Origin of the sequence: Bradyrhizobium sp. SEMIA, from assembly GCF_014844175.1 — a bacterium.
In the GTDB taxonomy this organism is placed as follows: domain Bacteria; phylum Pseudomonadota; class Alphaproteobacteria; order Rhizobiales; family Xanthobacteraceae; genus Bradyrhizobium; species Bradyrhizobium arachidis.
The window spans coordinates 4,175,783-4,189,377 of record NZ_CP046601.1 but is presented as its reverse complement, the minus strand read 5'-3'; the positions used below and the strand labels follow the sequence as shown (position 1 = coordinate 4,189,377).

Annotated in this window: 10 protein-coding genes and 2 pseudogenes; 5 read left to right on the top strand and 7 right to left on the bottom strand. The window is 64.5% G+C overall.

Features of this window, described 5'->3' with window-relative positions; all coding sequences use genetic code 11:
• Position 1: 1 nt before the first annotated feature.
• Positions 2-913: a DMT family transporter gene (locus FOM02_RS20555; protein ID WP_035729861.1), complete on the bottom strand. Its 912-nt coding sequence runs from the start codon at positions 911-913 to the stop codon at positions 2-4.
• A gap of 90 nt (positions 914-1,003) precedes the next feature.
• On the opposite strand from FOM02_RS20555, the gene FOM02_RS20550 reads away from it, so the two are divergent.
• The 3 genes from FOM02_RS20550 (at position 1,004) to FOM02_RS20540 (ending at position 3,103) form a co-directional block, all read left to right on the top strand.
• Positions 1,004-1,867 carry a LysR substrate-binding domain-containing protein gene (locus FOM02_RS20550; RefSeq protein WP_265442103.1) on the top strand — a complete coding sequence of 288 codons (864 nt, stop codon included), beginning with the start codon at positions 1,004-1,006 and terminating at the stop codon, positions 1,865-1,867.
• 71 nt (positions 1,868-1,938) lie between these two features.
• Complete coding sequence (locus FOM02_RS20545; protein WP_027557388.1) at positions 1,939-2,619, top strand: site-2 protease family protein; 681 nt, start codon at positions 1,939-1,941, stop codon at positions 2,617-2,619.
• A 61-nt stretch (positions 2,620-2,680) separates the two neighbouring features.
• Complete coding sequence (locus FOM02_RS20540) at positions 2,681-3,103, top strand: hypothetical protein (protein ID WP_027557387.1); 423 nt, start codon at positions 2,681-2,683, stop codon at positions 3,101-3,103.
• A 21-nt stretch (positions 3,104-3,124) separates the two neighbouring features.
• Here the strand turns inward: FOM02_RS20540 and FOM02_RS20535 are convergent, their stop codons facing one another.
• From FOM02_RS20535 to FOM02_RS20510, 6 genes and pseudogenes are all read right to left on the bottom strand, one after another.
• Entirely contained in the window at positions 3,125-3,913 is a 789-nt protein-coding gene (locus tag FOM02_RS20535; protein ID WP_027557386.1) for a cell envelope integrity protein TolA, read from the bottom strand.
• A gap of 10 nt (positions 3,914-3,923) precedes the next feature.
• Positions 3,924-4,385 (bottom strand): TonB system transport protein ExbD, encoded by a 462-nt coding sequence (gene exbD / locus FOM02_RS20530; RefSeq protein WP_027557385.1) that lies wholly within the window; start codon positions 4,383-4,385, stop codon positions 3,924-3,926.
• Between the two features lie 3 nt (positions 4,386-4,388).
• A pseudogene (gene exbB, locus FOM02_RS20525) lies at positions 4,389-5,283 on the bottom strand (tonB-system energizer ExbB).
• Complete coding sequence (locus tag FOM02_RS20520) at positions 5,280-5,969, bottom strand: Fe2+-dependent dioxygenase (protein WP_027557383.1); 690 nt, start codon at positions 5,967-5,969, stop codon at positions 5,280-5,282. Before FOM02_RS20520 ends, exbB begins: the two are co-directional and overlap by 4 nt.
• Before the next feature lie 2 nt (positions 5,970-5,971).
• Positions 5,972-8,406: pseudogene (locus FOM02_RS20515) on the bottom strand (TonB-dependent receptor).
• A 225-nt stretch (positions 8,407-8,631) separates the two neighbouring features.
• Complete coding sequence (locus FOM02_RS20510; RefSeq protein WP_027557381.1) at positions 8,632-8,871, bottom strand: hypothetical protein; 240 nt, start codon at positions 8,869-8,871, stop codon at positions 8,632-8,634.
• A 376-nt stretch (positions 8,872-9,247) separates the two neighbouring features.
• On the opposite strand from FOM02_RS20510, the gene FOM02_RS20505 reads away from it, so the two are divergent.
• Entirely contained in the window at positions 9,248-10,420 is a 1,173-nt protein-coding gene (locus FOM02_RS20505; RefSeq protein ID WP_027557380.1) for an efflux RND transporter periplasmic adaptor subunit, read from the top strand.
• Positions 10,417-13,563, top strand: a complete 3,147-nt coding sequence (locus tag FOM02_RS20500) for an efflux RND transporter permease subunit (protein WP_027557379.1) — start codon at positions 10,417-10,419, stop codon at positions 13,561-13,563. The genes FOM02_RS20505 and FOM02_RS20500 overlap by 4 nt, the downstream gene beginning before the upstream one ends.
• Positions 13,564-13,595: the final 32 nt, after the last annotated feature.

Sequence of the window (13,595 nt, the reverse complement as noted above, 5' to 3'; positions counted from 1 at the left end):
GTCAGGGCTGGCTTGAAGCAGACGCGTTCGCCGACGGAGCACGTTCGCCCGTCGTGGTCGCGATCCAGATTCCGGCAAACACCGCGACGATACCGGCCGCGAGATTCCACCGCAGCGGTTCGTGCAGCAACCAGGCGCCGACCAGCGAGGCCGTGATCGGGTTGACCGTCACCGAGATGGCGACGCGCGTCGGCGTCGTCCGCTCCAGCGCGAAGGCCCAGAGATAGAAGGTCAGCGCCGCGCCGAACGCTCCGAGATATGAGGCCGCCAACCATTGCGGCGCGCCGAAGCTTGCGACCGGCGCAAAGCTGCCGCGGACATACGAGAGCAGGATGAGGCAGGCCGCGCCCGCCGCCATGCTCATCGTGGTGAAGGCGATCGGGCTGGAGCGGCGGATCAGCGGCTTCGACCAGATGCCGTAGAGCGCCATGCATAGCGCAGCTGACATCATCAGGAGATCGCCGCGCCAGGCGGCCGGCGGGGCCGAGGTCAGGTCGGTGAGCAGCGCAACCGCAACGCCCAGCGTCGCGATCACGACACCGATCGATTTGCGCCAGGTCAGGGCTTCGGCACCGAGTGCGGCCCCGATTACAAGCGACAGCAGCGGAAGCGTCGACAGTGCGAGCGCGCCGCGCGCGGCGGTCGTGAAGATCAGCGAGGCGTTGAACAGGATCGGGAACACGGCGAAGAACAGAATGCCGAGGGCGAAGGCGGCCGCCCAGTCGCCACGCCCCGGCCAGCGATCACCGCGCAGCAGCGTCAGCGGCAGCAGCAGGAGAAAGCCGATGCCGAACCGGAACGAGCCGATCGCGAGCGGGTCGATGCTGCCCACGAGGTAGCGCGTGGCCCCGATCGAGGTGCCCCCAAGGCCGCTCGACAGCACCGCGGCCAGAACGCCAAAAGTCTCGCCCACGCTCCCTCCCCCAACTGCTTTGCGGGCCAGCATATGAGGCGCGCCGAAACAGGGAATGGAATTTCCTTCATGCCAGGATAAGTTTTCATCATGACTGCACCTATTCTCGATCCCGACCTGCTGAAGGCGTTTGTCGCCATTGCCGAGCATCGCTCGTTCACACGCGCTGCCGCGACGCTCCACCGCACGCAATCGGCGGTGAGCGTCCAGATCAAGCGCCTGGAGCTGCGGCTTGGTGCAAGGCTGTTTCAACGCACCAGGGCGGGCGTCTTGCTGACCACAGCAGGCGACGAACTCCTCGTCTATGCGCGGCGGCTTCTCGACCTCAATGCGGAAGCAATCGATGCGCTCCACGCACGCAAGCGCGAAGCCGTGGTCCGCCTCGGCGTGATGGAGGATTACGGCACGATCATCATTCCACCCTTGCTCGCGCGCTTTGCCAAAAACCATCCGGACGTCAGGGTCGAGATCGAGACCGGGCTGACCGCGACCATGCCGGCAAGGCTCGGCGAGGCCTATGACCTCGTCATTGCCATGCACCCGGAAGGACAAGGCGCCGGCGAGCTGCTGCGGCGCGAGCAGGCGGTGTGGGCGGCAGCCGCGTCCTATCCAGTCAGAGCGCGCGATACGCTGCCGGTCGCGCTCTATCCACCAGGCTGCCTGTTTCGGCAATGGGCCGCGGAGGCCCTCGATGCCGCCGGCCGGTCCTGGCGGCTCGCCTTTGTCAGCCGGACGCTGGCGGCGGTGGAAGCGATCGCGGCGCAGGGCCTTGCGATCACGGTCGTGAAAGCCGGCACCATCGCCCTCCTCGCCTGCGCGCTGTCGACGCTGCCGCGCTCGCCGGGAGCGGACATCCGCCTCCACCGCGCGCGCAACCTGTCGCGTGCGGGCGGCCTGCTGGCGGATCATCTACAGCTTGGGATTTCGCAACTGGCGTCCCATATCCTGACCTGACGCGTTGCCTCACCACCGGATTGGCCGGGTTGGCTGCAAGGCCATGAGGTACAAACCGGGACGGACGAGCCGTGAACGTTTCCTTCTATGACATTTCGGTGTGGGTGCTGCCGCTGGTGCTCGCCATCACCTTCCACGAGGCCGCGCACGCCTTCGTCGCGCACCGTCTCGGCGACAACACGGCCGCGCAGCTCGGCCGCGTCAGCTTCAACCCGATCAGGCACATCGACCCGTTCGGCACGCTGATCCTGCCGGCGATGCTGCTGTTTGCGCATTCGCCGTTCCTGTTCGGCTATGCCAAGCCGGTGCCGGTCAATTTCCGCAAGCTCAACCATCCGAGGCTCGACATGGTCTGGGTGGCGCTGGCTGGCCCTGCCACCAACATCCTGCTGGCGCTGGCGGCGGCGCTTGCCCTGCACGCCCTGCCCTTCGCGCCGGCCGGCGCGGCGCAATGGATCTTCGACAACCTCAAGAATGCGCTCCTGATCAACGCGATCCTGGCGGTGTTCAACATGATGCCGATCCCGCCGCTCGACGGCGGCCGCGTCGCGGTCGGGCTGCTGCCGCGACCGCTCGCTTTGCCCCTGGCCCGGCTCGAGCCGTTCGGTATGTTGATCCTGATCGGCCTCTTGATTCTGCTGCCGCTGGCGGGCTCGCAGTTCGGTCTAAATCTTGATGTTATCTCAGCAATACTGCGGACGTTGACCGGTTATGTGATTCAGGCTGTTCTCTTCCTGACCGGCAATGCGTAGTTGACTGGACACCCGAACACCGGCCGAAGGGCCAGAGGCCGACTTGGTCAAAGCTGCCGATATGTTGATCGCGCGTCGCGCGGACACCCGTGCCCGCGCCGATTTTGCCACCTGGAAGATGATGGCCAAGCTCAACGGGGCGTCCGCGCTGCCTCCAGACGCCCAGGAGTTCCTCGCCAGCTACAAGAACCTGCTGGCGCAGATGAGCGAGGGCGAGGCCACCGAGGCCACCATCGGCGCGATCTACAAGGCCTACTATGCCGAGATGGGCGGTGCGGGAACCGCGCCCGACGTCCGCCCCCGCCAAGCCGAGCCGGCCGCGGACAATGTTACCGCTTTCCGGCGCCCGCCGCCGAAACCGAAAAAGGCCAACTTCTTCGGTTCGACTGCGGCCAGCGGAACCCAGAAGCGGCCGTTGCCGGTGGCGCTGATCTTCGTCTGCCTGGTCGTGGTCTATGTCGGGATCCGGCTCTACTGGCGCTGACGGGCCAAGATCCGAGCCAGGCTATTTCGGCTTCTTGAAGTTCACGGGCAGGCTGAAGGCGAACTGATCGTCCGTGAGCTCGGCCGGCGGAACCGGCACCGGATCGGAGCGGCGGACCATCGAGACGGCCTCGTTGTCGAAAGCCGGATCGCCCGAGGACTCCGTGACATCGACCGAGACCACATTGCCGCGCCGGTTCAACACCAGGCTGAGCTTGACCGTCGTCGTCTTGCTCTTGTCCTTGGGATAGCGCTTGTGAAGCTCGAAATAGGCGCTGATCCGCTTGCCCCACTCCGCGGTCAACCTCCGGATGTCCTTGCCGATGCCCTGATGGGGGGCGGCAGCCTTTTCATCCTCGCGCGCGGTCTCGTTCAACGCCTGCTTGGCCGACTCGACCGAGTTCGGCGCCTCCTCGACGGCCTGGGTTTCGACCTTGGCGACCTTCGTGGTGTCCTCGACCGGCTTCTTGGAGTCGTTCTCGGTCACGAGCCTGTCAGGGTCCTCGGCCTCCTGAGGCATCTCCTTCGGGAGATCGGTCTCCTTGACCTCGGCCTTCTGTTCCATCTGCTGCGGCTGAAACTGCGAGGCCTCGCTGTCCGGACCCGGCGGCAGATCCGTCTCCGGCAGCTTCGGCGAGGTCATTTCGACGGCAAATTCCGCGCCGTTGGCCCCGAGGCCATCGTCGCCGTCGTCCGCCCGCAAGTTCGCCAGCGCCAGCGCGGCGCCGCCAAGATGAAGGGCAAGTGCCGCCACCGCGGCCAGAACCCAGAGCCGCCGCGGCGTTTTCACCTCGGTCACAGGATCGGACATCGCGCCGTACTCAAGGTTGGGGCGCCGCTTGCGACGGCCCAGCCGCCGCAGCAGGCGCTTCGAGTGCCACCAGCTTGACACGAGAATAGCCGCCGGCACGCAGGATCTCCATGACGGCCATCAACTCGCCGTAGGGCACGGCGCGGTCGGCCCGCAAGAACACGTATTTGTCCTTGCTCATCTCGGACATCCCGTCGAGGGAGCCGATCAGCTCGGTCCGCTTGACCGGGTTCTCCCCGATCGCCAGCGTCAGATCGGGCTTGATGCTGACATAGGTCGGCTTGTCCGGCTTCTTCTGCGGCATCGCGCTCGAGGTCGGCAAGTCGATCGGCAGATCGACGGTCGAGAGCGGCGCTGCGACCATGAAGATGATCAGCAGCACCAGGATGACGTCGATGAACGGCGTGACGTTGATGTCATGCGTTTCCGCGAAATCGTCGTCGTCATCGTTGTCTGCGAGCGAAACGCCCATGGTTCACTCCGCTGCGCGTGAATGCGCGCTGCCGTGGCTGCGATCGAGGTCGCGCGACAGCAGCCGCGCCGCCGCGCCCGAGGCACGGCTGACGAGCTCGAGATAGCCCTTCGTCATGCGCGAGAAGTGATTGTAGATGATGACGGCGGGAATGGCGGCGACGAGACCGATCGCGGTGGCGAGCAGCGCTTCGGCGATGCCGGGCGCGACGACGGCGAGGTTCGTGGTCTGCGACTTCGAGATGCCGATGAAGCTGTTCATGATGCCCCAGACCGTGCCGAACAGGCCGACGAAGGGCGACGTCGAGCCGATGGTCGCGAGCACGCCCATGCCGACGCGGATCCGCCGTGCCTCCGCGCGCACGATCTCCTGGAAGCTCGAGGCCGCGCGCTCCTTGATGCCGGCATCGCTGGACAGGCCGGCAGACATCCGCGCCTCGCGCAACGCCGCCGCCAGGAAGGACGGCAGGATGCCCCCCTTGGCGCCAAGCGCCATCTGGGCTTCCGCGAGCGAGCGGGCCTCCGCGACCTTCTTCAGCGCCGAACGAAGCTTGCTTGATGCGACCGACAGCTCGATCGACTTGGCGATCAGGACGGTCCAGGTCATCAGCGAGGCGAAGGCGAGCCCGATCATCACCGCCTTCACGATGACGTCCGCCGACATGAACATGACCCAGGGCGACAATTCCTTCATGGCCGGCGCGATGCCCGCTGCCGTCTCAGACTTTACGGCCGCCGGCGCGGTGGCTGCGGGAGCCGCAGGCGCCGGTCGCAGCCGGCTGCGCCGTCGCTTGGGCCGGGGCCGCCGGCGGGGTCTGGGCGGAAACAGGAGATGCGAGCCAGGCGGCCGTCAGGACGACAGCTGCGGCAAGGCTTGCTTGGAAGGACATGGTCTTCATACTTCGGCCCAGTAGCGAATGAGGTTGTGATAGATACCCGTCAATTTGACCGTTTCGGGATCGTCACGCCCGAGCCGATCCACCAGCGCCTGAATCGCGGTGTCGAGGTCATAGATCATGGTACGGGCTTGATCGTCCCGTATCATGCTCTGAAGCCAGAAGAAAGACGCAACCCGCGTTCCCCTCGTCACGGGCGTCACGAGATGAAGGCTGGTCGAGGGATAGAGCACGCAGTCGCCGGCTGGCAACTTGACTTCGTGCGAACCGTAGGTGTCCTCGATCACAAGTTCGCCACCGTCATATTCTTCCGGCTCGGCGAGAAACAGCGTGACCGACAGGTCGGTGCGGATGCGAAGGCCGGTCATCCGGTCGCCGCGGATCGCATTGTCGACATGCAGCCCGAAATGATGGCCGCTGTCCGCCGCATAGCGGTTGAACAGCGGCGGGAAGATCTGGAGCGGGATCGCCGCCGCGATGAAGCGCGGGTTCGAGGTCAGCGCCGAGATGATGCGGTGGCCGAGCTTGCGCGCGACCTCGCTATCGGGGGGCAATTGCTCGTTGCGCTTCACCATGGCCGATTGTGCGCCCGCGGTCGAGCGGCCGTCCTCCCACGCGCTGGCGTCCATGATGCGGCGGAAATCCGCCACATCATCCTTGCTGAGAACGCCAGGCAGGCAGGTCAACATGATCAGAACTTCGCCGTTGTCACGAGGTAGAATGCCCTGCCCGGCGCGACCGCCACGAACGGCACGGCGCTACGATAGAGCGTGTCGTAGTACAGCTTGTTGGTGAGGTTCTGGGCGTAGAACTTCATGGTCCAGTTCTTGTCGATCTTCTTCTCGACGAACGCGTCGAAGCGCCAATAGCTCGGCAGCTCGTTGCCGGTGTTGGCCGCGAACGTGCCGCCATAGACCTTCGAGCGGTACACCGCCTGCCCGCCGAGCTCCCAGCCGCCGTCGAACTTGTACTTGGTCAGCATGCTGAACGACTGGTGGGCGATGTTGGCAAGCTGCAGGCCGATGTTGGAGGCGATGCCGCTCTGCGTGACCTTCGACTGCATCAGCACCAGGCCGCCGAAGATGCTCCAGCGATCCGTGATCTTGCCTTCCGCCTCGATGTCGATGCCCTGGATCCGGTAGGCCGCGCCCGAAGTCAGCAGGTTGTTGACGGTCTCGCGGGCGTTGTCCTTCGTGGTCTGGAACAATGCACCGCTGACCAGCAGGTGGCGATCCACCAGCTCCCACTTGGTGCCGACCTCGACCGCCTTGTTGCGCTCGGGGCCCAGCAAAATGGCCGTGTTCGCCGGAACGCCACCGTAATCGGTGGCGGTCGCGTCGAGCTCCGACCCGAACGGATTGGCCGAGGTCGCGTAGGCCGCGTAGACGCTGCCGATCGACATCGGCTTGTAGACCACGCCGACGTTGTAATTGACGAGATCGTTGTTCTGCTTGAGGTAGGCCGTGTTCGTCGACGAGCTCTGGCTGTAACCGTCATAGCGCACGCCGCCATTGACGATGATCGTGTCCTGCCAGTTCGCGGTGTCCATGACGTAGACGCTGCTGGTGTTGACGCCATAGCGCGTCGGATTGCCCGTCAGCGACGGCGAGCTGAAGCCGGAGAGATAAGTGTACTGGGGAGAATAGACGTTGACGCCCGAGATCGCCCCGCTGCTCGTGAAGGGCGAGCCGGCGAGTTCCGACGAGAGACCCGCGTAACGGTCGATCGAAATGTTCTCATTGGTATATTCGACGCCGAACACCGCCGTGTGCTTGACCCCGCCGGTGTCGAGCTTGAACGTCGCCTCGTTCTGGTTGGCCCACACATCCACCCCCTGGTAGCGGCTCTGTGCGCTCGCCGTCGTGGTCCAGAGCAGCGGATTGAGGCTGGTCGTGATCGGATTCTGCGGCAGCGTGCCGATATAGTTCAGCAGCGAGTGCTCGCCGCGCACCTTGCTGCTCAGCGTGATGGCCTCGTTGACCTTGTACTCGACCGTGCCGGTGCCGAAATCCTGGCGCGCGGTCTGGAAGTCGCGGTTGAGGAAGCCGTACCAGACCCCGCGCGGAATGCCCGCCGAGGTCACCGGCACGTTGCCCTGCTTGTAATAGGGCACGCCGAAATCCGGCAGGCCGCTGAGATCGGTGTGGACGTAGTTCGTCGTGATCTTGATGTCGTTGGTCGGGGTATACTTCGTGGAGAGGAACGTACCCCAGCGATTATCGGTCACGTAGTCGCGTCCGGCAATGTTGGCGTCCTGGAACAGGCCGCCGGTGCGCACCGAGAACGTCGGGTCGACGACCTGGTTGACGTCGATCGTGACGCGCTTGGTCCTGTCGGTACCGAACTCGGTATCCATGCGCTGGAAATTGACGTCGCCCGCCTGCTTGGTGACGATGTTGATGGCGCCGCCGGCGGTGCCGCGGCCGGCATAGGATGATGCAGGACCGCGCAGAATCTCGATCTGCTCGGTGAAGAAGTTCTCGCGGATGGAAACCGCGGGATCGCGGATGCCGTCGATGAAGACGTCGTTGCGCGCGTCGAAGCCGCGGATGAAGAAGCGATCGCCGAACGCGTTGCCGCCCTCTCCCGAGCCCAGTGTCACGCCGGCGGTCGAGCGCCCGATCTCCTTCAGTGTCGTGGCGTTCTTGTCTTCGAGCACTTCCTTGCTGAGCACCGTGATGGTCTTCGGCGTGTTCAGCATCGGTTCGGGAAATTTTCCCGAAGCCTGGACATGGTCGACCTTGTAGGGCGCCGCCGGATCGGCATAGGGATTCCGGTCGACTTCACCGGCCGGGCCCGAGGGCGCGGCAGCCTGCTGCGCCTGCTGGCGCTGCGCGGCACGGCGAAGCGCGTTTGGCGCTGCGCGGCACGGCGAAGCGCGTTGCGCGCGCGGACCTGCTCCGGCGTGGGCTTCGAAGCCGCTGGACGCGGACGCTGAACCGGAGCATCGACGGTGACCGGCGGCAGGTTCGACTGCTGCGCTTCCGCGCCGGTCGACACCGTCGCCGCCGCGATCAGGCTCGCGACCGCCGAGACCTTCTTGCCGGAAATGCCCGCGGACTTCTCATCCGCCGCGTCGAACGCTACGACCGAACGCAGCGATTTCGGTGCGACCACCTGCCCCATTACAACACGCCCCATCTTCTTGTTCGCTCACTCACTTCGACGAGCGATGGGCTGTTGGTATCGGCGGCAAAATAGCGGGTCAATGCGGGCAAGCCGCGAGAACCCTTGAATACGTCAAGATCAAAACGATTCTAAACTGTAGTTTGAAACGGTTCTAAACAGAGATTGGACTCGTTCTAAAACAAGCGCGAAAAGCACGTCGCGATCGGCATCGCGCACACGGCTTCAGTCGCTGCTCGGCGGCTTCATCAGCGAGAACAATTCGTCGACGTTTTTCTGCGCGATCGCGCGGACACGATCGGTGTTGTCCAGCCCGGCGATGTTGACGCCATTGACGACGGCTTTGATCTCGTCGCGGAAGTCGGTGAGGAAGCGCAAGGGATCGCGCTGTTCGTTGGCGACTCGCGCGATCAACCCCGTGATCAAGATCTGACACGCGATCAGCTTGCCGTTCAATTCGTCCATCCTGCGCTCCCTTGTGGCGGCGCCGATATGGACGATGCCGATTTTCCTGACAACCGAAACGGTCTGGACAGAATTTAGAACCGTTCTTGGGTTCGGCTGCGCCGGACTTCCACCCGTCCCATGCTGCTCTCGTCCACACCATGTCCGAGCATTGCACAAAGTTTGCACGCTGATCGTTCGCTCAGGGAAAATGCAGCACTGCACACCGTAGTGCCACGGTGCTGCCTAAGCCGTGCAAAGCTTTCCAATTGTTTAGGATTCTGCACCGATAGTGCTGTTTACACTGGAACTTGGCGTGTATTATACAAGCGCGCTGGAACCCTACGATTGCCCCATAATTCGTTTAAATAGGGCACAAGAGCCGACACGAGACGATATGCAAAAGTCCCGGCCGATCCTCTGGATTCTGATCATCGCGGCCGTGGCCTCCGCGGGTTACTATGGTTGGCAGAAATACGGCTCGCCCGACGCCGGAAAAGCCCAGACAGCGCAGAAAGGTCCGCCGCGCGCGCCCGCCGTTCCCGTCAGCGTCGCGCCGGTCCAGAAGGCCGATTTCCCGGTCTATCTGACCGGTCTCGGCACGGTCCAGGGTTTCAACACCGTCCAGGTCCGCACCCGGGTCGACGGCCAGATCGACAAGCTCGAGTTCAAAGAGGGCCAGATCGTCAAGGAAGGCGACCTTCTGATCTCGATCGATCCCCGTCCCTATCAAGCCGCGCTCGACCAGGCTAAGGCCAAGAAAGCGCAGGACGAGGCTAATCTCGCCAACGCCAATCTCGAGCTCCAGCGCGCCATGAAGCTCGGCGAATTCGCGACCGCGCAGCGCGTCGACACCCAGCGTTCCACCGTCGCCCAACTCACCGCGCAGATCGCCGCCGACGAGGCCGCGATCGCCAACGCCCAGACCCAGCTCGACTACACGCAGGTCAAGTCACCGTTCACCGGCGTCGCGGGCCTGCGCCAGGTCGACATCGGCAACATCGTCAACGCCTCCTCGCAGACCGGCATCGTCATGATCTCGCAGGTCGAGCCGATCTCGGTGATCTTCACCGCGCCGGAGGACCAGCTGCCCTATATCAGCGAGGGCCAGAAGGCCGGCGCGCTCAAGGTGATCGCCTTCACCACCGACGGCAAGAAGACGCTGGCCGAGGGCAAGCTCGCGGTCATCAACAACCAGGTCGACACGAGCAGCGGGACTATTCGGCTCAAGGCGGTGTTCGACAACAAGGACCACGCGCTGTGGCCGGGCCAGTCGGTGTCGACACGCCTTTTGGTCCGCACCCTGAAGGATGCGACCGTGGTCCCGGATGACGCGGTTCAGCACTCCACCAACGGCCTCTACGCCTATACCGTCAACCAGGACAGCAAGGCCGAAGTGCACAAGATCAAGGTCAGCTACGGCATCGACGGACGTTCGGTCGTTGACGAAGGCTTGAGCCCCGGCCAGCAGGTCATCACCGGCGGTCAATTCAAGGTGCAGCCCGGAAGCCTCGTCTCGACGACGGTGGCGAGCTCGGATCCGGCCCAGAACAAGGTACGACAGGAATGACCGAGGGCGGGATTTCGGCACCTTTCATCCGTTATCCCATCGGCACCTCGCTGCTGATGGCCGGCATTCTGTTTGTCGGTCTTGTCGCCTACCCCCTGCTGCCGGTCGCGCCGCTGCCGCAGGTGGACTTCCCGACCATCCAGATCACCGCCAATTTGCCGGGCGGCAGCCCCGAGACCATGGCCTCGTCGGTGGCCCAGCCGCTGGAGCGCCAGTTCGCGCAGATTCCAGGCATCGCCCAGATGACCTCGACGAGTTATCTCGGCACCGCCTCGATCACCATCCAGTTCGACCTCAACCGCAGCATCGACGGCGCCGCCAACGACGTGCAGGGCGCGATCAACGCCGCCAGCGGCCAGCTGCCGAAGAACCTGCCCTCGCCGCCGACCTACCGCAAGGTCAACCCGGCCGACGCGCCGATCCTGCTGCTGTCGGCAACGTCCGAGACGCTGCCCCTGACCAGCGTCAGCGACGCCGTTGACGCCCAGCTCGCCCAGCAGATCAGCCAGCTCTCGGGCGTCGCCCAGGTCTTCATCGGCGGCCAGCAGAAACCCTCGATCCGCATCCAGGTCGATCCGGCAAAGCTGGTGGCCAAGGGCCTGTCGATGGAGGACGTGCGCAGCCAGATCGCGATCACCACGGTCGACAGCCCCAAGGGCAATATCGACGGCGAGAAGCGCGCCTACACGATCTACGCCAACGACCAGCTCACCCAGTCCAAGGACTGGAACGACGTCATCATCGCCTATCGCAACGGCGGTCCATTGCGCATACGCGACATCGGCCAGGCGGTCAGCGGCGCCGAGGACGCCAAGCAGGCGGCCTGGGCCAACGGTAAGCGCGGCGTGTTCCTGGTGATCTTCAAGCAGCCGGGTGCCAACGTCATCGAGACCGTCGACCGGATCAAGGCAACCCTGCCCCGGCTCGTGGCGGCGATCCCGCCCGCGATCAAGATCGAGCTCATCAGCGACCGCACCACCACCATCCGCGCCGCGGTCGAGGACGTGCAATTCACGCTGCTCTTGACCATTGCCCTCGTGGTCATGGTCATCTTCATCTTCCTGCGCAGCTTCTGGGCGACCGTCATTCCCACCATCACGGTTCCACTGGCGCTACTCGGCGCCTGCGCGCTGATGTGGGTGGCCGGCTATTCGCTCGACAATCTGTCGCTGATGGCGCTCACCATCGCGGTCGGATTCGTCGTCGACGACGCCATCGTGATGCTGGAAAACATCACGCGCTACATCGAGGAAGGCGAATCGCCGATGGCGGCGGCCTTCCGCGGTTCCAAGGAAATCGGCTTCACCATCGTGTCGATCAGCATCTCGCTGGTCGCGGTGCTGATCCCGCTGCTCCTGATGGGCGGCATCATCGGCCGCCTGTTCCGTGAATTCGCCGTCGTGCTGGCGATGACGATCTTCGTCTCGATGTTCGTGTCGCTGACGCTGACGCCGATGATGGCCTCGCGCTTCCTGCGCGCCCATGGCGAGGTGACCCACGGCAAGTTCTACCAGTGGAGCGAGCGCGCCTTCGACGCCATGCTGCGCGGCTACGAATATGGGCTCGACCATGCGCTGGCCTGGCGGCGCACCACGCTTCTGATCTTCTTCGCCACGCTCGGTCTCTCGGTCTACCTCTTTGTGCTGATCCCGAAGGGCTTCTTCCCGCAGCAGGACGTCGGCCTGATCACCGCGACCTCGGAAGCCTCGCAGGACATTTCGTTCAAGGAGATGCAGCGGCGCCAGGTCGAGCTCGGCAAGATCGTAATGGAAGACCCCGACGTCGCCACGATCGCGATGAACATCGGCGGTAGCGGCCGCGCCGGCAACAACGGCAACATGTTCATCACCCTGAAGCCGCGCAACGACCGCAAGGCATCGGCTCAGGAGATCATCGCCCGGCTGCGTCCCAAGCTTGAGAAAGTGTCGGGCGCCCGCCTCTATATGCAGGCGGCGCAGGACGTCCGTCTCGGCGGCCGGCCGACGCGTACGCAGTTCGAGTTCACCCTGCAGGACGCCGATCTTGCCGAGCTCAACGACTGGGCGCCGAAGATCCTCGCCAAGATGCAGACGCTGCCGCAGCTGCGCGACGTCGCGACCGACCAGCAGACGCAGGGCACCACGGTCCAGCTCAAGATCAACCGCGACACCGCCTCGCGCTACGGCATCCAGCCGCAGCTGATCGACGACACGCTGTATGACGCGTTCGGGCAGCGGCAGGTGACGCAGTATTTCACCCAGCTCAACACCTACAAGGTGATCCTCGAGATCCTGCCGGAGATGCAGGGCAGCCTCGACAGCCTGAACAAGCTCTATCTGAAATCGCCGCTGACCGGCGACCAGGTGCCGCTGTCGACCTTTGCGACCTGGACCACCGATCCGGTCCGCCCGCTCTCGATCAGCCACCAGGGCCAGTTCCCGGCGATCACGATCAGCTTCAACCTCGCCCAGGGCGTTGCGCTCGGCCAGGCCACCGAGGCCGTGCAGAAGGCGATGGCCGATCTCGGCGCGCCGCCAACACTGAACTCGAGCTTCCAGGGCACCGCGCAGGCGTTCCAGCAATCGCTCGGCACCGTGCCGCTGTTGATCCTCGCCGCGCTCGTCGTGGTCTATCTGATCCTCGGCATCCTCTACGAGAGCTACATCCATCCGATCACGATTCTGTCGACCCTGCCCTCAGCCGGCGTCGGCGCGCTCGCGATCCTGATGGCGGCAGGCTTCGACTTCAGCCTCATCGCCTTGATCGGCATCATCCTCCTGATCGGCATCGTGAAGAAGAACGGCATCATGATGGTCGACTTCGCCATTGCTGCCGAACGCGACGAGCACAAGACGCCGGAGGAATCGATCCGGCAGGCCGCGCTGCTCCGCTTCCGCCCGATCATGATGACGACGATGGCAGCATTGCTCGGCGGCGTGCCCCTGATGCTCGGCCACGGCACCGGCGCCGAGATCCGCCAGCCGCTCGGCTACGCCATGGTCGGCGGCCTGATCGTCAGCCAGGCGCTGACACTGTTCACGACGCCTGTCGTCTATCTCTATCTCGACGAGCTCAACAACTGGTTCTCCCGCTGGGGCCGTTCGGGTGACGGCGAAGGCCACGAGGCGCACGAGCACGGCACCGTCAAGGAAGCCGCCGAGTAGGCTTGCGAGCAGCCTTGCGCCGCGGCTCCCGC

Bases quoted from the DNA above. Each gene is read 5' to 3' on its own strand.
- FOM02_RS20550 (WP_265442103.1), top strand. From the start codon at position 1,004: ATGACTGCACCTATTCTCGATCCCGACCTGCTGAAGGCGTTTGTCGCC.
- FOM02_RS20540 (WP_027557387.1), top strand. From the start codon at position 2,681: ATGTTGATCGCGCGTCGCGCGGACACCCGTGCCCGCGCCGATTTTGCC.
- FOM02_RS20535 (WP_027557386.1), bottom strand. From the start codon at position 3,913: ATGTCCGATCCTGTGACCGAGGTGAAAACGCCGCGGCGGCTCTGGGTT.
- exbD (WP_027557385.1), bottom strand. From the start codon at position 4,385: ATGGGCGTTTCGCTCGCAGACAACGATGACGACGACGATTTCGCGGAA.
- FOM02_RS20520 (WP_027557383.1), bottom strand. From the start codon at position 5,969: ATGTTGACCTGCCTGCCTGGCGTTCTCAGCAAGGATGATGTGGCGGAT.
- FOM02_RS20510 (WP_027557381.1), bottom strand. From the start codon at position 8,871: ATGGACGAATTGAACGGCAAGCTGATCGCGTGTCAGATCTTGATCACG.
- FOM02_RS20505 (WP_027557380.1), top strand. From the start codon at position 9,248: ATGCAAAAGTCCCGGCCGATCCTCTGGATTCTGATCATCGCGGCCGTG.
- FOM02_RS20500 (WP_027557379.1), top strand. From the start codon at position 10,417: ATGACCGAGGGCGGGATTTCGGCACCTTTCATCCGTTATCCCATCGGC.